At 64.0% G+C, this 24,127-nt stretch carries 23 protein-coding genes; 9 read left to right on the top strand and 14 right to left on the bottom strand.

Translation table 11 applies throughout. The features are described from left to right. Positions 1-213: 213 nt before the first annotated feature. Positions 214-1,668, top strand: coding sequence for a phytase (locus AAW51_RS13260; RefSeq protein ID WP_083438271.1), 1,455 nt, complete (start codon positions 214-216; stop codon positions 1,666-1,668). Positions 1,669-1,885: 217 nt separating this feature from the next. Here AAW51_RS13260 and AAW51_RS13255 read toward each other — a convergent pair whose 3' ends face one another. The 10 genes from AAW51_RS13255 to AAW51_RS13225 all read right to left on the bottom strand — a co-directional run bounded on the left by AAW51_RS13255 (position 1,886) and on the right by AAW51_RS13225 (position 12,688). Further along, positions 1,886-2,776 carry an Ig domain-containing protein gene (locus AAW51_RS13255; RefSeq protein WP_238947905.1) on the bottom strand — a complete coding sequence of 297 codons (891 nt, stop codon included), beginning with the start codon at positions 2,774-2,776 and terminating at the stop codon, positions 1,886-1,888. A gap of 444 nt (positions 2,777-3,220) precedes the next feature. Beyond that, positions 3,221-4,723: a sialidase family protein gene (locus AAW51_RS13250; protein WP_157359865.1), complete on the bottom strand. Its 1,503-nt coding sequence runs from the start codon at positions 4,721-4,723 to the stop codon at positions 3,221-3,223. A gap of 137 nt (positions 4,724-4,860) precedes the next feature. Next, positions 4,861-5,589 (bottom strand): hypothetical protein, encoded by a 729-nt coding sequence (locus AAW51_RS13245; RefSeq protein ID WP_157359863.1) that lies wholly within the window; start codon positions 5,587-5,589, stop codon positions 4,861-4,863. Between the two features lie 321 nt (positions 5,590-5,910). Then, complete coding sequence (locus AAW51_RS13240) at positions 5,911-7,170, bottom strand: IS256 family transposase (RefSeq protein WP_047194997.1); 1,260 nt, start codon at positions 7,168-7,170, stop codon at positions 5,911-5,913. Positions 7,171-7,305: 135 nt separating this feature from the next. Continuing rightward, positions 7,306-8,124, bottom strand: a complete 819-nt coding sequence (locus AAW51_RS13235) for a pentapeptide repeat-containing protein (protein WP_047194996.1) — start codon at positions 8,122-8,124, stop codon at positions 7,306-7,308. A 146-nt stretch (positions 8,125-8,270) separates the two neighbouring features. Further along, positions 8,271-9,290, bottom strand: coding sequence for a hypothetical protein (locus AAW51_RS29945; protein ID WP_157359861.1), 1,020 nt, complete (start codon positions 9,288-9,290; stop codon positions 8,271-8,273). Between the two features lie 422 nt (positions 9,291-9,712). Further along, positions 9,713-10,075: a hypothetical protein gene (locus tag AAW51_RS29940; RefSeq protein ID WP_157359859.1), complete on the bottom strand. Its 363-nt coding sequence runs from the start codon at positions 10,073-10,075 to the stop codon at positions 9,713-9,715. Positions 10,076-10,278: 203 nt separating this feature from the next. Then, positions 10,279-10,971: a hypothetical protein gene (locus AAW51_RS29935; RefSeq protein ID WP_157359857.1), complete on the bottom strand. Its 693-nt coding sequence runs from the start codon at positions 10,969-10,971 to the stop codon at positions 10,279-10,281. A gap of 207 nt (positions 10,972-11,178) precedes the next feature. Beyond that, positions 11,179-11,601, bottom strand: a complete 423-nt coding sequence (locus tag AAW51_RS13230; protein WP_169788022.1) for an SMI1/KNR4 family protein — start codon at positions 11,599-11,601, stop codon at positions 11,179-11,181. Positions 11,602-12,259: 658 nt separating this feature from the next. Continuing rightward, the gene (locus tag AAW51_RS13225; protein WP_047197757.1) at positions 12,260-12,688 is read right to left on the bottom strand and encodes a tetratricopeptide repeat protein; all 429 of its coding nucleotides are present in this window, start codon (positions 12,686-12,688) and stop codon (positions 12,260-12,262) included. 233 nt (positions 12,689-12,921) lie between these two features. Between AAW51_RS13225 and AAW51_RS13220 the strand changes: the two genes are divergently transcribed. Together AAW51_RS13220 and fghA are read left to right on the top strand one after the other, a co-directional pair. Further along, entirely contained in the window at positions 12,922-14,028 is a 1,107-nt protein-coding gene (locus tag AAW51_RS13220; protein WP_047194995.1) for an S-(hydroxymethyl)glutathione dehydrogenase/class III alcohol dehydrogenase, read from the top strand. Between the two features lies 1 nt (position 14,029). Beyond that, a complete protein-coding gene (gene fghA / locus AAW51_RS13215) occupies positions 14,030-14,911 on the top strand; it encodes an S-formylglutathione hydrolase (protein ID WP_047194994.1) in 882 nt (293 codons plus the stop codon). 94 nt (positions 14,912-15,005) lie between these two features. On the opposite strand, the gene AAW51_RS13210 is transcribed toward fghA, so the two are convergent. From AAW51_RS13210 to AAW51_RS13200, 3 genes are all read right to left on the bottom strand, one after another. Continuing rightward, positions 15,006-15,650, bottom strand: a complete 645-nt coding sequence (locus tag AAW51_RS13210; protein ID WP_047194993.1) for a phosphoribosyltransferase — start codon at positions 15,648-15,650, stop codon at positions 15,006-15,008. A gap of 85 nt (positions 15,651-15,735) precedes the next feature. Further along, complete coding sequence (locus tag AAW51_RS13205) at positions 15,736-16,350, bottom strand: hemerythrin domain-containing protein (RefSeq protein ID WP_047194992.1); 615 nt, start codon at positions 16,348-16,350, stop codon at positions 15,736-15,738. A gap of 265 nt (positions 16,351-16,615) precedes the next feature. After that, a complete protein-coding gene (locus tag AAW51_RS13200; RefSeq protein WP_047194991.1) occupies positions 16,616-17,884 on the bottom strand; it encodes a response regulator in 1,269 nt (422 codons plus the stop codon). Positions 17,885-18,171: 287 nt separating this feature from the next. On the opposite strand from AAW51_RS13200, the gene AAW51_RS13195 reads away from it, so the two are divergent. The 6 genes from AAW51_RS13195 (at position 18,172) to flhC (ending at position 23,442) form a co-directional block, all read left to right on the top strand. Beyond that, on the top strand, positions 18,172-18,537 hold the full coding sequence (locus AAW51_RS13195; protein ID WP_047194990.1) for a hypothetical protein: 366 nt from the start codon (positions 18,172-18,174) through the stop codon (positions 18,535-18,537). 297 nt (positions 18,538-18,834) lie between these two features. Then, positions 18,835-20,925 carry a serine/threonine protein kinase gene (locus AAW51_RS30765; RefSeq protein ID WP_047194989.1) on the top strand — a complete coding sequence of 697 codons (2,091 nt, stop codon included), beginning with the start codon at positions 18,835-18,837 and terminating at the stop codon, positions 20,923-20,925. A gap of 355 nt (positions 20,926-21,280) precedes the next feature. Continuing rightward, positions 21,281-21,667 (top strand): TraR/DksA family transcriptional regulator, encoded by a 387-nt coding sequence (locus AAW51_RS13185; protein ID WP_047194988.1) that lies wholly within the window; start codon positions 21,281-21,283, stop codon positions 21,665-21,667. Positions 21,668-21,820: 153 nt separating this feature from the next. After that, a complete protein-coding gene (locus AAW51_RS13180) occupies positions 21,821-22,000 on the top strand; it encodes a hypothetical protein (RefSeq protein ID WP_047194987.1) in 180 nt (59 codons plus the stop codon). 487 nt (positions 22,001-22,487) lie between these two features. Further along, the gene (flhD, locus tag AAW51_RS13175) at positions 22,488-22,820 is read left to right on the top strand and encodes a flagellar transcriptional regulator FlhD (RefSeq protein WP_047194986.1); all 333 of its coding nucleotides are present in this window, start codon (positions 22,488-22,490) and stop codon (positions 22,818-22,820) included. A 79-nt stretch (positions 22,821-22,899) separates the two neighbouring features. After that, entirely contained in the window at positions 22,900-23,442 is a 543-nt protein-coding gene (flhC, locus tag AAW51_RS13170; RefSeq protein WP_047194985.1) for a flagellar transcriptional regulator FlhC, read from the top strand. Between the two features lie 137 nt (positions 23,443-23,579). On the opposite strand, the gene AAW51_RS13165 is transcribed toward flhC, so the two are convergent. Next, positions 23,580-24,020 (bottom strand): ATP-binding cassette domain-containing protein, encoded by a 441-nt coding sequence (locus tag AAW51_RS13165; RefSeq protein ID WP_157359853.1) that lies wholly within the window; start codon positions 24,018-24,020, stop codon positions 23,580-23,582. Positions 24,021-24,127: the final 107 nt, after the last annotated feature.

Here is a 24,127-nt window from a genome sequence, read left to right as displayed (position 1 = left end):
GCCGATCTTGACACAGGCTCGCGACAGCCGAGCGTGGCGACGATCACGATGCCGGCGGCCCCGGTCGGGCGTCACACGGCTGCCATTCGCCGTTCATAGCATGCCCTTCCCCCCGTGGCCCGCGGCCGCTCACACGGCGCCCCTCGCCATGGCCCCGGCGCGCTGTGCAATAGCCCGGCCGCACGCCCTCCCCTCACGACAGGAATCGACCCCATGCGTCTCGACACCCCTCGCCCCCACCCAGCTCGACGCCGCCCCCAGATCCTGGCCGCCATCGTCGCCGCTGCCACGTGTCTGGCCACCGCTTGCGGCGGGGGCGGCGATGAGGCAGGGCCACTGCAGGCGGAGGCGGCCGCCGAGCAGGCTGGCGTCGCGCGTCATGGAGACCATAGCGTGCGCGGCATCGCGCCCAAGGTCGAGACGCCCACCGAGCGCGATCCGGCCGACATGGACGACCCGGCGGTCTGGGTGCACCCCGACGACCCGGACGACTCGCTGATCGTGGCCGCCGCGAAAGAAGGCGGCCTGCGGGTGTTCGACTTCAAGGGCCGTGTGGTGCAGCGCTTGCCGGCCGAGGTGGACGCCGAGGGCGAGCCGTTGAACCGCTACAACAACGTCGAGGTGGTGTACGGCTTCAGGCTGGGTCGCAAGCGCGTCGACCTGGCCGTGGCGACCGACCGCCTGCGCGACCGTCTCAAGGTGTGGCGCCTCGACGAGGACTACGAGCACGACGACGACCACGACGAGGACGATGCCGACGACCTGCCGCTGCGCGACGTCACCTCGCCCCGCATGACCCGCTTGTTCCCGACCCGCCCCGACCCGGCCGACCTTGCGCGTGGCAGCGTGCCCAACCCCGACGACGGCGAGAACACCGCCTACGGCCTCGCGGTCTACCGTGACAAGGCTTCGGGCCGCGTCTATGCCCTGGTGAACCAGAACGATGAAGCGGTGATCGCGCAGTACGAACTGGTGGCCGAGCCCGACCACACGGTGAGCGCGAAATTCGTGCGCGACTGGCGCTTTCCATATGCCTACAAAGGCCAGGACCTAACGCAGGAAAACGAAGACGACCCAGCGCGCGACTTCAGCCCCCAGTTCGAGGGCATGGTGGTCGACCAGCAGACCGGCGTGCTCTACGCCGGCCAGGAAGACGTCGGCATCTGGCGCATCGACCTGCGCACGGGCGTGGCCGAAGACCGGCCGTTCTACGAGACGCGCAGCTTCGACCCCAACAGCCGCATCGCGCGTGACCTGGAGGGGTTGACCATCTACTACGGCGCGGACGGCAGCGGCTACTTGTTGGCGTCGAGCCAGGGCATGGCGCACGGCCAGCCGCCGACCTTGCCCACGCCCGGGTTGGACGACAGTTTCGCGGTGTTCGAGCGCCAAACGCCCAACCGGCTGCTCGGCAGCTTCCGGATCGAGGCCAACCGCGACAAGGGCATCGACGGCGTGCAGGAATCGGACGGCTCCGACGTCTCCAACGTGCCGCTGCCGGGCTTTCCGTTCGGTGTGCTGATCACGCAGGACGGCTACGACGGCGACGTCTTCGACGGTTCGGTCGAGGCGACCAATCTGAAGCTGACACCGTGGGATGCGATCGCGCGGCACTTTCCCGGCGGGCCGTTGAAGGTCGACACACGATACGACCCTCGGCGGCCTTGAGCGACGGCGCCAGGAGGCGGGCCGGTGGGCGCCGGCCCGCTGGCGGTCAGCGCCAGCTTTAGCTTGCCGCCACCGCGGCGGGGCGGCCGAGTGCAGGGCCGCGGACCACAGCGACAGTGGTCCGCCAGCGTCCGGGCGCTTGCCCTCTGCTACCTGCCGCGCGCGCTTGTTGCGGATCGACGCCTCGATGGCGGCCGTCGACCAGCCTGCGTCGCACTCAGTTCACCAGGAACATCACACCCTGCCCGTATTGCGCGGTCTGCCCGTCCACCGAGATCGAGACGGAAACGCCCATGCAATGGGTGCCCATCGTCGTCGGCGTGCCCGAGAGCTGGCCTGTCGCCGCGTCGAAGGTCAGACCGGGCGGCGGTGCGGCCGGGCAGTCGCCCACGGGAGCCAAGGCCAGGGTGTAGCTGGCACCCTCGGGCGGCGCTTGCAGGATCACGGAGGTGGACACCGCGCTGCCCAGATAGAAATACGACTCCGCGGCGGCGACGACCGGGCCCCTGACCTGCATCTCGATGTCCCGGCTCGTCGTCGACCAGCTTTGGCCATCGCGCTGCAGCGTGGCCTTGACGCGCGGCTTGAATTCACCGACTTGCATCAGGCGGCCGCTGATCACGCCGGTGGCGGCGTCCAGCGCAAGACCGGCCGGCAGCTCGCCGACCATGCTGTAGGTGATCGTCTCGCCAGCCGCGGGGGTGTAGCCGCTGAGCTCGGGTTTCACTTCCAGGCTTTGCCCCCACTGCAGGTTGCTGCCGTTGTTCACCCAGTAGAGCACCTGGAAGCCGGACACATAGATGGACACGCTCTGCCACAACTCGCCCTCATAGTCAGGCACCGTGAGTTCGATCGACACGTCGAACGAGCCGACCTCGGTCGGGGTGCCCTGGATGTGGCAGCTGCGTCGGTCCACCCACATGCCGGCAGGAAGGCGGCCCATCGCGACTTCGCAGCGAGGTGAGTTGCCTTCCAGCCCATGCAATTCGGCTTCGATCATGGTGGGCTGGAGCACCCTCGTCTGCCCCGAAGACGGGTACTGGAAGTCGACTTCCAGATCACCTCCGCTGCCACCACCTCCACACGCCGCCAGCGACAGCGGCACCACCAGGGACAAGAGCGCTCTGCGCAAGGCAGAAGAGCGAACGAACACCGACATAAGGACCCCTCACCAGACACTGTCCGGACTGTTTTTCAATGCAGCGAAGATTGTCTTATGTAACCAAACGAAACGGAATGACCGAGCGTTGCTTCTAGGGTGGGAATCCCTCGGTCAGGGGGGCTCGAGGGTGCCGCATGACGACAACGCCGCCGGCCGGATGAAGCGCTGGCGGGAGCGTTTGTGGCGAAGCGGAATTGAGCGAGGTCGGAGGCGCCCGAGGGGGCGCGACAACATCGGGCTGCTCGTGCAGGCGTTGGGGCGGGCAGCCACTGCACCACCTGTCGAACCCAGAGATGTTCAAGGGTCTGAACATCACGGCGCCGGCATTGGTTGCTGCGGGGGATCGCCGCCGGCGTGTGCTTCAGGTCGGCGCCTCCCGGCTCTGCCGGTTCAACGCCAGCTTTTCCCCTCGTCGCGCGAGGTGACGACACGGCCGTCTTTCACCGAATACAAGATCTTGCCGTCCGGGCTCACCTTCAACGCCTGCATGAAGTCCCAGCCGGTTTGATCCGGGCCGATCGTGACCCAGCTCTTGCCGCCGTCTTCGGTGCGCCGCATCCGGTTGGGGCGACGATGGAGGGCACTGCTCGTGAGGCTGAAGTCGGCCGCCAACAGGTAGCCCCGCTGCTTGTCGACGAAGATCGGCAGGCCCATCGAATGGAAGGAGTCGACCGAGGTCCAGGTGCGACCGTAGTCGGTTGTGCCGTAGACGTGATACCGCGCCTCGCCCATCGCGCCGATGCCCACCACATAGCCATCCGGCGTGCCGACCAGGCCTTCGACGAAGTAGTGCGGGGTCTTCGTCACCTCCCATTGCCCCGTGCGCAGGTCCAACGAAGACAGGACGGCAGGCTGGGTATGCACCACCAGCCGGTCACGCGTCATGACGGCGCGGTCTTCAATCGGCGTCGGGAGTCTGCGCGCGTCCTTGCGGACGCTCGGCGCGCCGTTGCTCTCGATTTGCCGGATCGGCCGCCACTGGACCGGCCTGGCGTCGGATTCATAGACGTGCGTCACGTTCCAGTCGCGCGTCACCATGTAGAGCTTGCCATTGCTGCCCCGGGCGAGCAGTGCAACATGCTCGCGGCCGGCCGGCCCGCTCAGGCGGCGCCACGTCACCCCGCCGTCCTCCGACAAGCCGACGAAACCCTCCTCGCCACCGGCCAGCAGACGGTTGTCGCCGATGTCGCACAGCACGTCGATCTGGCCGAGCGTGCCCGTGGAGTACCGCCGCACCGTGCCGTCGGCGCGCTGTTCCATCACGACACCGAGTTGTTGCCCGGCGAGGAAGCGGTCGCCGACCATGAGGGGGGAGACGGCGGCGGTCAAACGGGCACGTGCGCTGTTCAGGTTGCCGCGCGATGCCGCCGGGATGGAACCTGGGGTCCACCCAAGATAGGCCTTGCCGCCCCACGGCTCGGTCAGTTCGGGACGGGCTTTGAGCAAGGCGTCCGCCGGGGCCGGTGTCGGGTCGATATAGACGTGGTACAGGGCGTTGGGGTCTGGCGTGGCCGATTCCGGTTTGGGCTGGACAACCAGCGTATCGAGCTGCGTGGTGCGCCCTGCTTCGACGACGAAAGTGCCACTCTGCTTGGCGATGGCCACCGTGACCGGCCCCGAACCCGACTCGAGGCCGGTTAGCGCCGCCTTGTAACCGTTGAGCGCCGTCAGCCGGTACGTCCCCGGCGTTATGACACCCCAGACGACCCGGGAACTGGAGTGGGCCAGTCGATGGGCGGGCAAGTTGAACGCGTCCCCGTCGTCGGTGGACACGGTCACTGAATGGATGGGCACGTCCCCGAGGTTGATGAAGCGCAGCACGATCACGCCGTGGACTGAGGGGTTGGCAGGCACTGACGGCGCGCTCGCACAGCCGTACAGCGCGGCGAACATCGGGAGTAGCAGCACGAGCGCAAGCAGGCGGCGCCGCATGAGAGCGAGGATGTGGGTTGACACTTGCTGAACTTGACGTGAGATGGGGGGAGCGCCGGCTATGCGCCCGCGACGAAACATCCGGTCGTGGGAGACCCTTACTGGGCCGCGGGAGCCGGTGCGGAAGAACACTCGTCCTTGAAGGTCGAGGCGTTCTTGACGACGGTCCTCATGGTTTCGGGACCGCTGCGCTCCAGCTTGTACAGCGCAAGCTGGCAGGTGCGAGGCGTGGGGCTGTACATCACCACTTCATAGTCGGCCCCTGCCACAGGATGAAAACTGACGCCTTGGCCGCAGGTCGCGGTGATGTCGTAGACATACTCGCGGAAGCGGCGTGTCGCTTGATATTGGAAGTGAAATGGCTGACCAGCAGGGATGCGAACCTCGGCGTACTTCACTGGCGGGAGGGGCGGGTCCGGCATGTCCAGCCGCCGGCGGCCTTCGCGATGCTTGATTCCCATGTGCAGCTCGGGCAGCGACTCGCGTTGGGGTGCCCCGGCGTGCGATGCCGGCCCGATCGGGCAGGTGCCGCGTAAACGTTGGGCGACGATGTCATCGCGGGGGTCCTGCTGCACCATCCGCAGCCTCGCCACCTGGCCGTCACCCGCGGCAGGGGGTTGGTAAGGAGGTGCCGCGCAGCCTGCCAGCACGAGGGGGACCGCAGCGGCGATGAATGCCCGCTTGTATTGCTTTTCAACCATGTCTATCCGCGTTTCCGTTGCACGATCGTGGACGCCTCGTCTCGGCGCCGCGGGGATGGTATGCGTGAGGCATGTGGTTGCCGCTGGGTGATGGGCAACTTTCCCGGGCAGCGTGAGGAACAGCACAGACGGGTGTACCGTTAGTAATCGCTAGCGGGTCGGGGGTGGTGTCTCCTTTGCGTCAGGCGTGGGCTGTTCCTGCTTTCGGCTGCCTGTTTTGGCTCCCGCTGGTGGGCCCTGTGCCGCGATGAGGTGGCGCGCACGTACGGCTGCACGCGCGATGCCGTGAAGGGTGGCGCGGGTGAATTCATCTGATTCCCCGTCTGGCAATCCGGTGGCCAACCAGAAGTGCAGCGGGGGTTCAGGAGTCGAATCTATTTCGGCGAGGGGCACGAGCTTGCCGGGGCCTGTCCGAATTTTTGTGTGTGAGGCTCTGAAGGCCGCCCCTTAAATGGCGGTCTTGATGAAGCGATCGCCGTAGGCGATCGCGAACTGATTCATCGCCTCCCGCCATTCCTTGGCAGCCCGTCCCCAGTCCGCTGTGATGTTGCGCAGCGCCAGCCAGATGAGCTTGGTGGCCGCGTCGTCGCTGGGGAAGTGCCCGCGCGTCTTGATGATCTTACGCAGCTGGGCATGGATGCTCTCAATGGAATTTGTTGTGTAAATCACCCGACGCACCGCCGGCGGGAACGCAAAGAACGGAATCACCCGATCCCAGTTGCGCCGCCAGGCCGCCACCACGGTGGGGAACTTGTGGCCCCAGGGCCCGGCCTCAAACGCCTCCAGTTCGGCGGCTGCGGCCTCGGCGCTGGCGGCCGTGTAGATCGGCTTGAGCGCCACGGCGAGCGGCTTGCGGTCCTTCCAGCTGGCGAAATCCAGGCTGTTGCGCATCAGGTGCACGATGCAGGTCTGCAGCGTGGTGGCTGGGAATACCGCGCCCAGGGCTTCGGGGATGCCCTTCAGCCCGTCGGTGACGGCGATCAGAATGTCGCCCACGCCGCGCGTCTTCAAATCGTTGAACACCTTGAGCCAGAACTTGGCGCCTTCGCTGCCTTCGATCCACAGCCCAAGGATGTCGCGTGTGCCGTCCGGCAACACGCCCAGCGCCAGGTAGACGGCCTTGTTGCGCACCACTGCGTCTTCGCGGATCTTCACCCGCAGGGCGTCGAAGAACACCACCGGGTACATCGGCTCGAGAGGACGGCTCTGCCAGGCCGTCACCTCCGACATCACCGCGTCGGTTACCGAGCTGATGAACTCCGGGGAGACCTCAGTACCGTACTGCTCGGCCAGGAAACCCTGGATCTCACGCACGGTCATGCCGCGCGCGTACATGGCCACGATCTTGTCGTCGAAGCCGGTGAAACGGCGCTCGTGCTTGGGAATGAGCACCGGCTCGAAGCTGCCTTCGCGGTCGCGTGGCACCTCGAGCCGCAGCGGCCCGTCTTCGGTCAACACCGTCTTGCCGCTGGTGCCGTTGCGGTGGTTGCCCGCCTCTTCCGGCTTGGCAGCGCCGACCGGGTAGCCCAGGTGATGCGACAGTTCGGCACCCAGAGCCCGCTCGATCAAGGCCTTCTTGAACGCCATCGAGGCGGCCTGGACCGCCTCTGCGCTCATCGGACCCTTGACGAACTGGTCAATCAGTTCCTTGGGAATGGACGGCAGCGCCGCCTGCGCGCCCGCCGCTGGCTTCTTCTTGCTTGGCATACATGCTCCTGTTCGACATGCTATGCCTCAAACACAAAATTCCTGACAGGCTCGCTTGCCGCATTGGACCGCCCAGACTTGCGGGTCGGGTCGCCCGCATCGGCAGCGTACAACAGAGTGCAACCCGGCCGCTTCTTATCCAACCGCCTTAGCTGCTGACTTAATCTCAGCAAGGTATGCGTACACCTCGTTCGCCACCTCTTCACCATAGGCTTCTTGAAGATCACGGCGGTCGATCAATTCCTGCTTCGTGTAGTCCGAGACTTTCAACCAGATCCGACACATTTGCTCGAGCGCTTGCCTGCTGTCCGCAGACATGCTTCTACTTCGCGAGCCTTCCTGAATAACTTGAAACGCGCTTCGCCAATTGTCGAATAAAAGCGCATGATCTGAAATGGAGCAGCCGGTAAACTCGGCGCCGTAGAACGCGCAATCGAAGAAGACAGCATTGACGAAGTCACACTCGCGCAGCTCCCCTCTAAAAAAGCACTTTTCCAATCGACCGTTGATGCGAACCTTCTGAAGGGCCGACGTTCCAAACTCGATGTTTTTGAGAGCACAGCCGCCGAAATCGCACTTCAAAAATTCCGCCTCCTTAAAGATTGCACCCTCAATCTCAGTCGAATGGAAAACGCATTCGACGAAACGGGCACCGCCTGTAGATGCCGAGCCCGTTAACCGTGTGTTGCCGAAGCTGGATCTGCTCACTTCGGTACCATTGTTCAACAATACAACGCTGGAATGATCGAATATCCAGTCCGCCAGCACGCACCTCCTGCATAGCAGCTTTCCTAGGCTGGCGTAAGAAAGGTCCACTCCCTCCGCGACAAACCCTTCAAGTGCCAACGGGACTTTGATCTCAACACCTCGAAGGTCGATCCGCCCTTCTGACGTACGCGCAAAGGGCCCCTCGGGAAGCTTTCCGATTTTGAGAGCGGAGACGATCGCGTCCACTTGGTCCCGCCTCCAGCGTTGTCTACGCTCTTTCACGGGACCTCCACCCTATAACGATAAGCAAAGCAGCATTACGTCGTATCCGCCGTGTACTTCCAAACGTGGGGAGACCGCACCTTCGCAACAAGTCGTGCCCATGTAGCGGTTCACGATTCGATGCGTTCTCGCTTAATCAACGCTACGGATGTTTCGGGCGCCCAAAGGTGGCCAAAATAATCCAAGCAAACGGAAACGATATCGCTGAGAAGCGGATCATCGGGTAACTGCTGGAAGGACGGGACATCGAGCATCGGGGTCTTCAATAACGGATGTTCCACGTCCAAGGTCAGGTCTATGCCGCGCAATTGTCTGCACACCCACCGCAAACACAATAGCTCGGCTGGCAGCACCGCCATCCATTGGCGTTCGAAGAGGAATCGAGCATCCCGAGCAGGCTTGTCGGCAGCGGGACTCGCATACTGAAATGCCCTAGAAAGTCGATAGTCAAGATACTCAACCAAAGCTTTGGAGAAAGACACTTTGCTTTCTACGTTTGCAAGCAGAGGTCCGAATTCTTCAAGCTTGTCATCAATATCCCGCAGTGCTGGCCACACTCCTTCACATTCAGCACGAAGCATGTGCCAGAGAAAGCAAAACGCGGGATCGTCGCCAAAGTCATCTTGAAGACCGCGCTGGCTGACCAGGTTGTACAGGTAGTGAGACCAAGGCTTCACCAGCGCCGGTTCGCATCGAGCTACGGCCAGGAACCATAAGAACGCGGGCGTGTCGCCCAGTCGGCATGGGTGTGCGTAGGAGAGACCCTTTTGTTCCCGCCGGGAGCGGTCAACTGCCATGCCGAGCCGACAGTAGTTGACTGCAAGTGCAACAGAGCGCCAACCTTCGGCCTGACCCGCAAGCGTCTGCAATACCCCTTGCATCGCGTATTCGAACGCAATGCTAAACATTGAGATCTCAGGAGTGAAGATGCCTTCGACTTGCTGGGGCGCGCCGGCCAGAAATTCGGCCACGTAGTGTCGATTGCATTCCAGGTTCTGTTCCGATACGCCCCTCTCCTGCAAGCCCCAGATGATCCGGTCAACCGCTTCTTGGCGATTCGCGGCCGAAGGGCGCAATCGAACACGGCGGTCGAACTTTCCGCCTTTTGTGAGGCTATGACTCTTTGCCACTACTCAAGTCCCGCAACAATGGGCCTGCAGTTATACCCCAACCGGCCGGCAGCAGCGAGAGGGGTCACGCCCCAAAGCGGAACTAATGCTCCACCATGCCGGTCTGCCCTGATTCAGTTCGACGTAATGGAAAGACCTCCACAGAGTAGCATTTGCGGTCGACCGCAGTGAATGCGCAGCGGTCGGGCCGTGCGCCCGATCTAGGCCGCGAGACGTGGGACTTGAAATGATAGTCCTGACCCCACCGCTGCATCCCTAGAGCGCCTTGAGCACCTTCTTATGTGGAGGGAGCGCGCGAATAGGAAAAGCCACCCAAGAAAACAGGATCCGCCGAGATTTGCCTTCGAACTCGGACGGCGGACGTCAAGGCCGGAGCGAGCCGCGCGTGAAGCGATTTCGCGACATCGTTTGTTCAGGGCCGACTATTTTGGAAAGGCGGGATCAGCCCTCGCTAAGCGGTCGATCCAAGCCTCTAAAGGCATTCCACCGCGAAAAACCTCTGAGGCCAAATCGGCCGCGTACCGCGTTAGCCGAGGCGCCAAGACGAAGGTGAGATATGCTGTTCCGTACGCAGTAGACATCCGGGACATTTTCTTTGCTTCCTCAAAGACGTGCCCACCGATATCACCAAAGGATTTGATACACCCTTGCTCATCCTCACTTAGCCGCCTGCCGAGCTTATTAAGCAGGTAGCTGCGGTAGCCGGTATAGTTAACGTCATTTTCATTGCTCATCGCGAATAGACCTCGATCGTTCATTTTAAAGGCACTCAGCTTGATACCCATCGGTGCTTGCATGCAGCAACTCGCGCTACTGATCCTCGGCGCACTTCGCTCCGACAAGCCTGCCGGCGTCAGCTTAGCAAACTCAGCTTGACTTTCAAGACGGTATCTGACCTCGACGCTTCGGACGCCAGCGCTTGCACGCCTGATTTCTAAAAAAATGGCCTCCGTCTGAAAGCGGCGGTGAGCAGTTGTATTCTGATTACTTAGCTGTCCATTCCGATGGAGGTCCAAGCGTCTACCACACCCCAAAAATCTAGATTTAACTTAGGAGCTTTGTCACTCCACCAGATCAGTCCACTCGAATTGGGATCTTTGTCTTCAGATAGTTCGACGCAGGCGTAGCCGAAAGAACCGTTGGTAAAAAGAGCGACTGTCCGCGCCAAATTCACAGGAGGAGGCTCTATTTCGTCCAGTATTCCCCAGCTTTCATCCGAAAGAATGAAGATATCTTTCGAGGGAGACAGCCCTAGGGAACGAGAAGCCAGGTAGTACCAGCCATCGGCGAAATCGTAGAACTCTTTTACAGCTGAAGGTAAGTCGCGCCACAGAGTCTCGAGTTGGGGAGAAAGCGATCTGTCTCTCGGGTTGCTAGAGGCGTAGTACAGCAAACGACTCGGAGAACGAATTGAATATAAAAGCAAATAGCCCCCTTTGTGCCGAAGCAGTTGAACCGAATCCAATCTTTCGGACATTTTTCTGATTATTTCAGGGAACTGCTCCTCGAATCTCATCCAGCACTGAAGTGTCGTCGATACCCGGTCCTCACCCTCTACGCTCAGCAATTCGCACCACTCCGGCGGCAACTTGCTTGACTCCGCTGTAGAAAGCTCGCCAAAGCGAACGATCTCGGGATCTACAAGGTACTGACGAAGATACTCCATCAAATTCAGCTTCATCGTCTTCCAAACTCAATCAGTTTCCGGTTGATTTGATTTCGCCCGGGATTTAATTTCGTGCGGCGAAGTCGTCGCCGCCGAGATAGATTTGACGCTGTAAGCCTTGCTCGCAAAGCCGCACATCGCGAGCCGCGGCGACCAAGTCGCATAGAACAGGATCAAGGCGGAGCGGCATCACAGGGTGCCACTTCTTTCCAGACGGCCACTTCATTTCTTCTTTGAATAGATGGCACGGTGATAATCCTCCATCCCGCGCCTCACAAGTTCCGTGAACGTAGGAGAAATTTTCGACGGCGCGGCCCCGCCATCGGTCACGAGGTATACGGCCGGATCTACTGTTCCGTCACAGATGAAGTACAAGTACTGATACCCCTGATAGGCCGCGAACACGAACGCATTGGGAGGGATTTCGACATCAATTCCTTCCTCTTCGAGCATCTCAGCCAGTTCGGCATTTAGCACCTCAATTGTTGGAAAAAAGAAGTCAGAATCTTGAGCGTACAACCCCGCGGATCGCCCACATTGAGCCAAGAACTCCCGATACGATCCAGGCAGTTTTAACTGAGCCTGCTTCTCAAGGGCATCGATCTCCGAAGGAGATACCCCAACGACGGGGGACTCCTCGTCCAAGTCCAACTCTGTCAGCCAGTCCGTAAAGTTCATAATTTCTGACAAAGAGAGGAAACCATAACTCTCTCAACTTCAATACCTAACTGTTCGAGGCGAGACTGTCTCTCTTTCATTTCGGAATTATTGAAGCACCCGAGATCAAAGGTCGCGTTCTCGTACGCCTTTCGGAGAAGCTCAGCATCCGACATAGCCTTTGATCTTGGAAAGAGAGCGCGCAAATCACGCAACTGATCCCGCGTGGGCTTACCTTTCCACCTTGCAACAAGGTCAAACACGGGCTCCAAATCGTCAGACAACTGAAGATCAAGTCCGGGGTGGTAAACGTGCTGAGTCAACTCTTTGCCACATGATTCGCACCGCCACGTTTCCAGCGCCCCTAATCTCTCGGCAAGGACCAATCGCTCAGAGTCGCAATTCTGACAACTATCCACTTCATGCACCTCGCGCGATCTGGTTTGGCTGGGGAAATCCACCTCGCGCCGCCGCGGCGTTCTGTAGCGCCTAGAAATCAACTCTAGTCACCACCCCATTGCGGACGTCCGATCCAAGGTGCACACACTCTTCAGAAATGAAATTAGCCTGCGCAATTGAATCCTCAGACAGATCTATCGCATCCAGCGAGACAACAACCTCGTCCTCAATCTTGATCAGCGCCCAGTTAAATTTCTATCTTTGTTTCAAGGAAGGCCAAGTACTTCGGATCGTCTTCCAGGAATATACCCATACCGCCTCCCATATAGGCGCGCGTCAGTTCGTCGGCGGCTTTTTCCAGGTTCCCATCCTCATAGTAAGACTGACCAAGTCGAAGGTGCACGAATGGATTCCCAAGCCCTCCCGGGCATTGAACAGCATTGATGAATGCCATTAAGGCTTTGTCGAAATTTCCCAACCGAAAATGCACATCTCCGATCGCAACGTAGATCCAGGTGGCCGCCTCCCACCGCCTGTGATCCTGAGGCAGCAACTTCAGCGCCTGAACATATGTTCCCTTGGCAAGATCGAGCTGCCCATCTCTCGCCAGCCGGTCTCCCTCCGCGCAGAGCGACGAAATCTGCTTATGCAACGCCTCGGGCAACTGTTCGCTCATCTTGCTCTTCCTTAAACCAAAAGTAATCATAAACAGGATGGTCTGCTGCGCACCCGCCCTCACCGCGGCGCGCTGCCGTTCACCTCGCTTCGCGACCGCCCCGTGCGACCCCGCCGATGTGCCCGCGCCCCCTAGGGAATTGCCGCGACACACTCCCACGCAGGCCGATTCGCGGATAGAACCGCGGGGTTCGGCCGCCGGCCGGCAGCACTTGGCGTTGAGGAGCATTGCAAATGAAAACCAAAGCCGCGGTGGCCTGGAAGGCCGGCGCCCCGCTGAGCATTGAGGACGTTGACCTGGACGGCCCGCGCGACGGTGAGGTGCTGGTCGAGGTGAAGGCCACCGGCATCTGCCACACCGACTACTACACCTTGTCGGGCGCCGACCCCGAGGGCCTGTTCCCGGCCATCCTCGGGCACGAGGGCGCGGGGGTGGTGCTCGAGGTCGGCGCGGGCGTGACGACCCTGAAGCCAGGCGACCATGTGATCCCGCTCTACACGCCGGAATGCCGCCAGTGCAAGTTCTGCCTATCGCGCAAGACGAACCTGTGCCAGGCCATCCGCGCCACGCAGGGCAAAGGCTTGATGCCCGACGGCAGCTCGCGCTTCTCGCTGGACGGGCGGCCCTTGTTTCACTACATGGGAACGTCCACCTTCGCCAACCACATCGTCGCGCCGGCCATCGCGATGGCCAAGATTCGCGAAGACGCGCCGTTCGACAAGGTCTGCTACATCGGCTGCGGCGTGACGACCGGGGTGGGCGCGGTGATCTTCACGGCCAAGGTCGAGGCGGGCGCGAATGTGGTGGTGTTCGGGCTTGGCGGGATCGGCCTGAACGTGATCCAGGGGGCTCGCATGGTGGGCGCCGACAAGATCATCGGCATCGACCTCAATCCGGGCCGGGAAGCACTGGCCCGGCGCTTCGGCATGACGCATTTCATCAACCCGAAGCAGGTCGACAACGTCGTCGACACCATCGTTCAGCTGACCGACGGCGGCGCCGACTACAGCTTCGAGTGCATCGGCAACACCAACACGATGCGCCAGGCCCTGGAGTGCTGCCACAAGGGCTGGGGGCAGAGCATCGTCATCGGCGTGGCCGAGGCCGGCGCCGAAATCAGCACGCGGCCGTTCCAGCTGGTGACGGGCCGGGTCTGGAAAGGCTCGGCGTTCGGCGGCGCCCGCGGCCGCACCGACGTGCCGAAGATCGTCGACTGGTACATGGAGGGCAAGCTGAAGATCGACGAGATGATCACGCACACCCTCCAGTTGTCCGAAATCAACCAGGGATTCGACTTGATGAAACGGGGCGAGTCGATCCGATCGGTGGTGGTGTATTGAGATGCAAAACGGGCTCGAATTGCTGGCCTCGCACGCTTGCTTCGACGGCGAACAGCGCTACTACCGGCACGCTTCGCGGCGAGTCGGCCTGCCCATGCGCTTCGGCCTCTACCTGCCGCCGCAGGCCGCCGGCGAAGGCGCGCGCCTACCGGTGCTGTTCTACCTGGCCGGCCTGACCTGCACCGAGGAGACCTTTGCAATCAAGGCGGGCGCGCAGCGCTGGGCGGCGGAACTTGGCCTGGTGCTGGTGACACCCGATACCAGCCCCCGCGGGGCCGACCTGCCCGGCGAAGCGCAGTCGTGGGACTTCGGCGTGGGCGCGGGCTTCTACCTGGACGCGACGCGGGCGCCGTGGCGGCGCCATTGGCGCATGGAGACGTATCTGCTCGACGAACTGCTGCCGCTGATCGGCGAGCAGTTCCCGGTGGACCTGCAGCGCGCCGGCGTCTTCGGCCATTCGATGGGCGGGCACGGCGCGTTGACACTGGCGCTGCGCCACCCCGGCATGTTCCGTTCGGTGTCGGCTTTGGCGCCGATCGCCGCGCCCAGTCGCTGCCCGTGGGGCGAAAAGGCCTTCACCGGATACCTCGGTGACGACCGGCGTGCCTGGGCGGCGCACGATGCCACCGAGCTGATGGCCCGTCAGACGGAACCGCCCTACCCCGACGGCATCCTGGTCGACCAGGGGCTGGACGACCAGTTCCTGGCCGAGCAACTGCATCCGCACCTCTTGGAAGCCGCTTGCGCTGCGGTCGGTCAACCGTTGACGCTGCGCCGTCACGCGGGGTATGACCACAGCTATTACTTCGTCGCCAGCTTTGTGCAAGACCACCTGCGCTTTCATGCAGAGCGGCTGCAGAAGGTGGGTGCGCGGCGGCGTTGAGGCAGCGTCGCGGCGACGGCGATGTGAGGTCGGAGCGTGTGGACGGTGGCGGGACGGCCCTTCGTGTGGGCCCGTCCGCCATCGTATGTGCGGGTCACTGCATCTGTTGCAGCAGCGCGATCACTTCGTCGTCCTCTACCTGGTGGAAGTCGAGGTAGTGCAGGCCGACCGCCCGGAAGCCCCCGGGCCGCGACAAGCACACCAGGTCGTCGGCCTCGCGGGCCAGTTCATCTGCGGTCGAGGGGGCGGCCACCGGCACCGCGACGACGAGCCGCGCAGGTACCGCCCGGCGCACAGCTCGCAAGGCGGCTCGCATCGTCGTCCCGGTCGCGACGCCATCGTCCACCACGATCACCGAGCGACCCGAGAGCGGCTCGCGCCGTCGGTCTTTCAGGTACAGGGCACGTCGGCGCTCGATCTCGGCCAGCTGGCGCTGCACCTGCGACTCGACGTAATCCCGGCTCACGCCGACCTGCGCCATCGTGATGTCGTCGAGCACCAGTTCGGGGGGCGCCGCATCGACAACCGCGGCAACCGCCAGCTCGGGCTGCCAGGGCGCGCCGATCTTGCGCACGATCAACAAGTCGAGCGGCGCGCTCAAGCGGCGCGCCACTTCGAGGGCGACCGGCACGCCGCCACGAGGCAATGCCAACACCACCGGGAGCTCGAGCCGCAGCGCGGCGACGGCTTCAGCCAGCAATTGGCCTGCGGCGGTTCGGTTTGCAAACGGCGGGTCCATGCAGAGCCTCGACAGAACACAAGCAAGCGCCGCAGGGGCGAGTTCGGTCGCTTCATCAGTGCCCGGCGGCCCGGCTCAGCGGCCCTCAGCGAGGCCGCAACTCTGCCGGCGCGCGGGCCGCCGCCACATGAGGCACGGGGCGCTGGAGCGAGGCAGGCGTCATGTGGGCCAGCTCCGGGCGGCTCGGCTCGTACGGCAGGTTGGGCGGATACGGCATGCGCGACATCGCCGACGCAATGGTCGACCACTCTTCTTCACTCAACAGCTGGCGCGCGAGCGAGAACAGCACATGGTCTTCGCTGTCGAGTTGGCGCAGGACCTGGGCCTCGTGTTGCTTCATCACAGCGGCAAACTCGACGGCCAGCGCCGCCTCGCCAGCGGCGACACCGTCGATCAGGCGCAGCGCCCGGGACAGCAGCTGGTTGCCCTGCAACTGGGCATCTTCCAGCGCGGCGATGACCCGGTCCGCCTCGGTGCAGCGGCCTCGCATCACCGGCAGCAGGTGGTCGTTCTCCTTCGGCCGGTGATTGCCATCCTGGAAGCTCTTCAGGAAGCGCATCAAGGTGCGGAGTTTGTTCAACGGAGCGCCTGGCTGTCGCCACCCCTGGGCCCGGAGTACTTCGTCGAGCGTCGCGAGGGTCTGACGGATCACCGAATGCTCTGCCTGCAACAGCGAGCACACGCATTGTGCAGCCAGCATACAAGTCTCCTGTTACCAGCCCGGCGAACCGCCGGAGCCTTGGTGTGGTGGATCGAGATCGATCGGTGTTCGCTGCGTCGTACGGGAGAACCCGAGCCGCGACACTTCCTCGCGCTGGGGGCGACGACGGAACCCCCAATATAGGACCAACCGTCGACCCTGTTGGTCGAATTCGCAACCATACGCAGGGGCATCTGTCAAAGTTTGGGGGCTGCCGACCCGACAGTCGGGCCATTGTTCTGCGTAGCGGACGTTTCGGCCGCGGTCAGCGTATGCACTCGCGCAATTCGTTCGCGAGTTCGTTCATGTCGAGCGGCTTGGAGACGAAGCCCTGCATGCCGTTGGCCCGGCACTCTTCGGAGGTGGTGGGACTGGCGGTGGCGCCGATGATGGGGAACTCGGGCAGTTCGCCCCGGCGCTGCAGTTCCCGCAGCGCGCGGCTCGCCTGCAGGCCGTCGAGGCGTGGCATTTGAATGTCCATCAGCACCGCGTCGGGCGCTTCTCGCCGGCAGGACTCCACCGCCTCGAAGCCGTCGGCGGCGATCGCGACCTCGAACCCGAGCACCTGCAGCATTTCTTTGGCGACGATCTGGTTCACCGGGTTGTCCTCGGCCACCAGGATGCGCTTGCGGTCTGACAGCCCGAGTGGCGCGGGCCGGGTCTCACCCGTCGGTGTGACGGTGTGGGAACACGCCAGCTCGGTCATTTCGAGCAGTTCCTGGGGGCTGAACGGCGCGACGCGCACGTCCACCGTTGCCGGCAGCGCGGCCTCGGGAACGATGCCGGGCAGCAATGCCAGGACCACTTGCACCGTCCGCGGCAGGCGCAAGGCGAGCGTCGAGAATTCATCCAACGGCAAGCCGGAAACACCTCTTGCTACCACCAAGGCCGGCGCCGTCCCCCGCCCGGCCTGGATCTGAGCGATCTGCGTCAGGGCATCAGCGGGCGTGCGGAACGCACTCGTGTACCAGCCGAGTCGCTGCAAACGGCGCGTCAGGGATTCGAACGCCGACGGCGGGTCGGCCACCAGCCAGGCTCGCGCCTGACGGGCGTCGGCCTGCTGCGGTATCCAGCGGGTCACGGGCAGCGTGCATTCGAGCCGGATCACGGTGCCATCACCGGGAAAGGTTTGCAAACTCAGCTCGACATCCAGTCCCTGCACGTGGGCACGCCCCACGCTCTCATCGAGCCGACCACGCACGCCTTGGGACGCATTGCAGGCGGCGGAGATCTGTGGCGCATCGCGCAAGACCGCGGTGCTGGCCGCCCGCAGCACCATGCGGCAGCTTCGGGCGTCAACGACGGTGACCTCGGTGGTAAAGAACAAATGACCCGTCGAGGTCATCGACACGCCCTCGGCCAGCAGATCGTGCACCAGCTCGGTGAGTACGGCCTCGTCCCCACGCACCCAAGGCAGGTCGCCCTCATAGTCGAACAGAAACTGCAGACCATTGGCCTGGGCCGCCGGCAAGGCGAGTCGCGCCGACCGGGTGAGCAGCTGGCTCAGATCGAACTCGTCGGGCGGGGGCTGCATGGAGGGGTGGACGGCGAAAGGTGTCGGCTCTGGTCTGTGTAACGAAGCAAGCTCCATTCCTGTTTCCGTAACGACGGTCTGGCAACGGTATGCAACGGCTCGCTGCAAGTTCTGCTGATCAGGGCCGGCGATTTATGCGCGACCTGTTGTTGGGGTCGCATGTGCCTCCCGGCGGATCTTCCGAGCGGCGCGCGCTGCCCGGTGAGCACCGGCTCACGAAAATCGGGCACTGGTTTTGCTCCTAGCCTCGATGCAACCGCCGGGGGGCGGTGCGGAGGGAGTTCACGATGGAACAGGAATCGCTCGAAGCCTTGCTGCTGGCCGGCATGCTCGGCTTGTTGTCGCTCCAGGCGACGTTGAACTGGAACCGCCAGCGTGCGGTGTCATGGGGTGCTCTGGCCGTCTGCCTCTTGGTCCCCGAGGCCGCCAGCCGTCACCCTAACGAAGTGCTGATCTACTGCATTCTGGCCGGCGGCGGTGCGGTGGTCACGCTGCAACTTGCGTGGGACCTGCGACGCAAGCCTCAGGTCGAGCGCGCGGAAGTCACGGCCGCGGTCGCGATGGGCTCCGACCGCGGACAACGCGTCAACGAGTCGCCCACCCTGCTGGGAGCGCCGGTCGCGCAGTCGGGGAGCAGCGAAGCTTCGTTCTGATGGCAAGCTAAGCTTGCACGCGAGCCTTGTGCAGGCTCTCGGGCGTCGCGGCACCGAGACAGACGTCCGCATCAAAACGAAACGTCCGAAAGTGGATATTTCTTTCTGATTCGAAGGGTTTGTGTCGGAGCACGGGCCTGCGGCGAGCAAAAGCCTCATGCTCCGCCGCGAGTGCCCTGGCAAGGTCACCCTTGGCAACGGTTTCTGGCCGGCTTTCGTCTATAAACGGTCACAATCAATTGCTGAGTGGCTCTTGCGCCGAACCTGGCCAACGACATAGTTCAGCGCTCCGATTCGATGACCTATCCATCCCAACAGTCCGTTTCCCCACAGGCGTACGCCGCCGGCTTCGAGCCGACGCAGGTGCAGGCCGCGCCCAGTCAGGACGCGCTGCAGCCCGGTGCGCGCGTGGCGGAATACGAAGTGCAGCACGTGCTCGGCGAGGGCGGCTTCGGCATCGTCTACCTGGCGGTCGACCACGACCTGCAGCGTCACGTCGCGGTGAAGGAATACTTGCCGGCCGCGCTCGCGTCGCGCGGTGCCCGCTCGTATGTGACGTTGCGCGCCTCTTCCCACGCCGAAACCTTCGCCCTGGGCCTGCGCTCCTTCGTGAACGAGGCCCGGCTGCTGGCCCGCTTCGATCATCCGTCGCTGGTGCGCGTCTACCGCTTCTGGGAGGCCAACGGCACCGCCTATATGGTGATGCCGTATTACGAGGGGCCGACCTTGGCCGCGGCGCGCATGGCGATGCGCACGCCGCCGGACGAAGCATGGCTGCGCAACCTGCTCGAGTCGCTGATGGGCGCGCTCGACGTGCTGCATGCGGCATCCTGCTACCACCGCGACATCGCCCCCGACAACATCCTCCTGCTGACCGACGGGCGACCGGTGCTGCTCGATTTCGGCGCCGCACGCCGCGTGATCGGCGACAAGACGCAGACCCTCACCGCCATCCTCAAGCCGGCGTTCGCCCCGATCGAGCAGTACGCCGAGGCAGGCCACCTGCAACAGGGCCCCTGGACCGATCTCTACGCACTGGCGGCCGTGGTTTACTACTGCATCAGCGGTCGTTCGCCGCTGCCTTCGACGGTGCGAGCGGTCGACGACCAGCTCCAACCCCTGTCGGAGGTGGTGCAGTCGCTGCAGGCGGTCTATCCGGGGCTGAGCTACAGCGCGCCGTTCCTTGCGGCGATCGACTGGGCGCTGTCGGTCCGCCCACAGGACAGGCCCCAAAGCGTCGACGAGTTGAGGCAAGCGCTGAATCAGGCGGGCCCCGCGCGCGATGCTGCCGTGGCCGCAACGGCTGCCCGGCGCGCCGCCACCCAGCGCGGGCCGCAGGACGGGCCGCCGGTGTTCACCGTCTTTCCCGGCGGCGCGGGGGCAACCCCGGGCACCCCGCCCCCTGCCGCACCGCCCTTCACGCCACAGCGGCCGGATGAGGTGCCGTCCGACGAAGCGGTGATGGCCGCCCTCAACGTGGCCCTCGGCTCGTTGCCGCCTGCGACGAAGGAAGACCCGGAACGTTGGACCGCGACGCGTCCTGGTGACGAGATGGTTGCCGACGGCAATGCGGGGGGCAGCGGTCGTCTGACCCACTGGGCCCTCGGGTTCGCGGTGCTGGTGGCGCTGGGCCTCGGCGGCTGGAAATGGAACGAGGAGCGCAAGGCCGCAGCGCTGATGCGGCAGATCGCGGGGACGTCCTATGGCCAGTCGGGGACGACCACCCCGCCCCCGCCCGCCCCTCGTCCGGTAACGCCTGCCGCCCCGGGCGGCGGTGCTGCCGGCGAAACCGGGCCTCGAGCGACCGGAACCCCGCCTGGCGCCGAAGCCACCCCGCCGGCAGCCGTCGCGGGCGTGAACCGGCCGCCGCAGCAGGAACAACCGACGGGCGTCGCGCCCGCCACCACGCCGCCTGCAGCAACGGCCACGCCCCCCTCGCCCACCGCGACCACTACTACGCCGCCGGCGGCAGCGGGGACGGTATCGCCGCCGGCCCCGACGGTGGCCGCCACGCCACCCGCCACACCCCCGGCGGTGACACCGCCCGCCGCCACACCGCCGGCAACAACCGCGGCAACAACCGCGGCGACGCCCGCGCCTCCGCCTGCCGAACCAACCCCGGCGGCGCCCGGCGCTGTCGCTGCAACGCCCACGCCTGGACCGGGCGTGGCGGCAGGCACTCCCCCTCCCGGCGCGGAGGCAGGCGCCAACCCGAATGCCCCGGGCCGCCGCGTGGCCGCGACCGAGCCGAGCAATCCGCGCGCGTTGTGTGAGCCGAGAACGAACTTCTCGCTTTACTACTGCATGCAGACGCAGTGCAAGAAGGGGCAGTACCTCAACCACCCCCAGTGCGTGCGGCTGCGCGCGCAAGACGAGGTCGACGAGTGAACGCTCGCGCCGGGCCCGTCGTACCGCGGGCTCGGCAGGATGCGGTACGCCCGCTTCCACAGGTTGGGCGGCGTGGGGGCGGAGGTCGGCCTTGGCTGCAGGAGGCGGCCGGCCCGGGCCCCTGCTCTACGGTCCTCAGCCAGCTCGTCAACGGCGCGTCATCGCGAGCGTCAGGCGCACCGCGACGCGCCCCGGCCCAAGATGACGCCGCTCCTCGCGGTGGACTCTGCTCCGCCGACCCGCATGCCGCGCGATCAAACGCACCCCGGCCTCTAATTTGCTGCTTCTACGTTGACGAAGCAAGGCGGCGCCGCCGCCGCTCTCATCACGCCGCTCGAGGCAGGAAAGGGTGAGCATGTTGTCAGAAGAGCAGTTGCAGACCGTCAGAGACTTGCTGTCGCAACGTGAAGCGCAGTTGCAGGGTGAGATCCGGCTGGCGCGTGAGGCCAACGCGGAACGGGAGATCGAGCAGGCCGGCGTGGTCGGCGATCAGGGTGACGCCGCCACCGCACACCTGCAAGACGGCATCCGCCATGTCGAAATGGAACGTGATGTGGTGGAGCTGGTCGACATCGACGGCGCGCGACGACGCATCGCTGACGGCAGCTACGGCGAATGTATCGACTGCGGGCAGGACATCGACTACCGCCGTCTGATGGCGCAGCCCACGGCGTCGCGTTGCGCTGACTGTCAGTCGGTCTACGAGCGCAACCATCCCACCGTGCTGCGCGACCCCGGCTGACCGAGCCGCCGCCCCGGCAAAGCCCTGCCCGCCCCCGTGCACCTTTTCGCGGCAATTTTCCGCGCCATTGCGATAGCGTCGCGCGGGCGCACCGGCCGGCCGATACCATGCCACCTAAGGCGACGCAAGTCGCGTCCGGGATGGCGAGAACTCATGTTCGGCGAGATCACAGGCTGGCTGGTGGCCTTCAAATATCCGGCAAGCGACAGCGGCCCGCAATGGCTGGAAATCAAGCAGGTGGAACGCGAACAGGCCGTCGCGACGGCGCGCGCGCTCGCTGCACAGCGGTGGCCAGAAGCCGACGTCTTCAAAATCGTGCCCATCATGGAGTGACAGGGGGCCCTCCGCTGAACGGCTCCCGCGGGCGTCGGCTGGCGCTTGAACGGCCAGCCACCCGGTTCTGCTGTCACCCGCTCCTTTCCCGCACCCCCTGGCGCTGCGGGCAAAACCGCCCCAGCCGCTGGTCCGGGCGCGCCTCCCGCCGCCCTCGGCTCCCCCTCCCCGACTTTCAGGCCGTGCCCGGCCAGGCCACCACCACGCCTGCGGCCGCCGCTCTCCGCGCCTCTTCGGGCCGGTCGGTCGCCGCCGATCATTCGACTGCACCCTCTGTCGACTTGAGCCGGAAATAAGGGGCCTCTCGGCCCGTCCTGTAGGAAGTTGTCTGACACGGCGTGTGAGATCCGGGGGACACGGCGCACAGAAGCAAGCTGATGTTACGAAACCGGGCCGAAGTCCAGAATTCATTCCATCGCAGGCCACAACGTCCTGCACCCCACGAAGCGATTCGGACAGCAGCAGCAGTAGAGACCAGGAGCAGATGATGACCACCAACGTCGAACAGATCCTCACCGAGATCCGCGAAGCCAACCTGTCCTATCTGATGCTGGCGCAGAACCTGATCCGCAGCGATCGCGAACAAGCGCTGTTCCGCCTGGGCGTGAGCGAAGACACCGCCGACCTACTGAGCGTGCTGACGCCGGCCCAGATGATGAAGATCGCGTCGGGCAATACCCTGCTGTGCCGCTTCCGCTTCGACGACGAACTGGTGTGGGGCCTGCTCACCAACCACGGCAAGAGCGCCGCGGCCAACGACGCGACTTCGCGCTTGCACGCTGCCATCGTGCTGGCCGGCCGGCATCAAGAAGCCGCCTGAGTCCCGTCAGCCGACCGGCTGACCGCCCCGTTTCGCCGCCACACGTGCCCCGTCGTTGACCCTCACACCGAAAGCCATCATGCGCAGCAAGAGCATCCTGAGCGAAGCCAAGCAGATCGACCGTGCCGTCACGCTGATCCAACTGGGTGCTCGTCTGCAGGTGCTGGAGTCGGAGACCGATCTGTCTTATGAGCGGCTGCTGCGCTTGTACAAGGAAGTCTCGGGCAAGTCGCCGTCCAAGGGCCAGTTGCCGTTCTCGACCGACTGGTTCATGACCTGGCAGCCGAATATCCATGCCTCGCTGTTCCTGAACATCCACGAGTACCTGAACAAGGTGGCCGAGATCGACGAGATCGACACCATCATCAAGGCCTACCGGTTGTATCTCGAGCAGACGCAGGCGCAGGGGCTGGAGCCGCTGTTGTCGGTGACGCGTGCGTGGCGGCTGGTGAAGTTCATCGACAACGGCATGTTGACGATGACCAAGTGTTCCAAGTGCGGCGGCCACTTCGTGACGCATCCGCACGAGATCGCCAAGCACTTCGTGTGCGGCATGTGCAATCCGCCGGCGCGGGCTGGCAAGGGCAAGGCCGCGGGCGCTCTGCACATCCCGCAGCACTGATCCGGATCGATTTCTTGTGATTGAACCGTTTTTCTTTTTCTCCTAGTCGTGGTTTCCTCCTGAGAGAAGCACAGTCCGCTGTGCCTTGCACGGGCTCCCTTCGGGGAGCCCTTTTTTTTCGTCCCGGCGGCCCAGCCTCATTCCCTTTCCATGGCCTTGCGTTCCACCCAGGTCTGGTTGCGTTCGTCCCAGCGGTGCGTGCTCATGAATCTTGCCGTCTCGGCACGCCGTTGTTCGGTTGTCAGCGTGCTTGTCGGCCGCGACGGGCCGTTGACGGGCTTCCACGCGCCCTCCTCATCGTTCCAACGGTGCCGGCTCAGGAACGCTTCGCGTTCGGCCTTGATCTCGGCCGGACTCTTGAGCGGCTGCGAGGGCTCCACGCCACTCTTGAGTTTCCAGGTCGAGCTGGCCTCGTCCCACACGTACATTCGCAGGAACTGCTCACGCTCCATCTTCATCTCCTCCGGACGGGTCACAGGCGCCTGAGAGGTGTCTTTGGACGTCTGAGCACTGGCGGGCTGAAGCGCAAGTACGGCACAAGCTCCCAGCAAGGAGACGATGAGATGGCGATGTGTCACGTTGACTCCTTTCGTGCGGCCAGGTGTGCGTGACGATGAGACGCAAAGGGCGAGTGAGGACCTTCGCAGCGGCGCCATCGCATTCGCCCCGCGTCGCGGCAGTCGCC

It is taken from the genome of Caldimonas brevitalea (genome assembly GCF_001017435.1).
In the GTDB taxonomy this organism is placed as follows: Bacteria; Pseudomonadota; Gammaproteobacteria; order Burkholderiales; family Burkholderiaceae_C; genus Caldimonas; species Caldimonas brevitalea.
The sequence above is the reverse complement of the archived record's forward strand: the minus strand, read 5'-3'. Positions and strand labels throughout refer to the sequence as shown.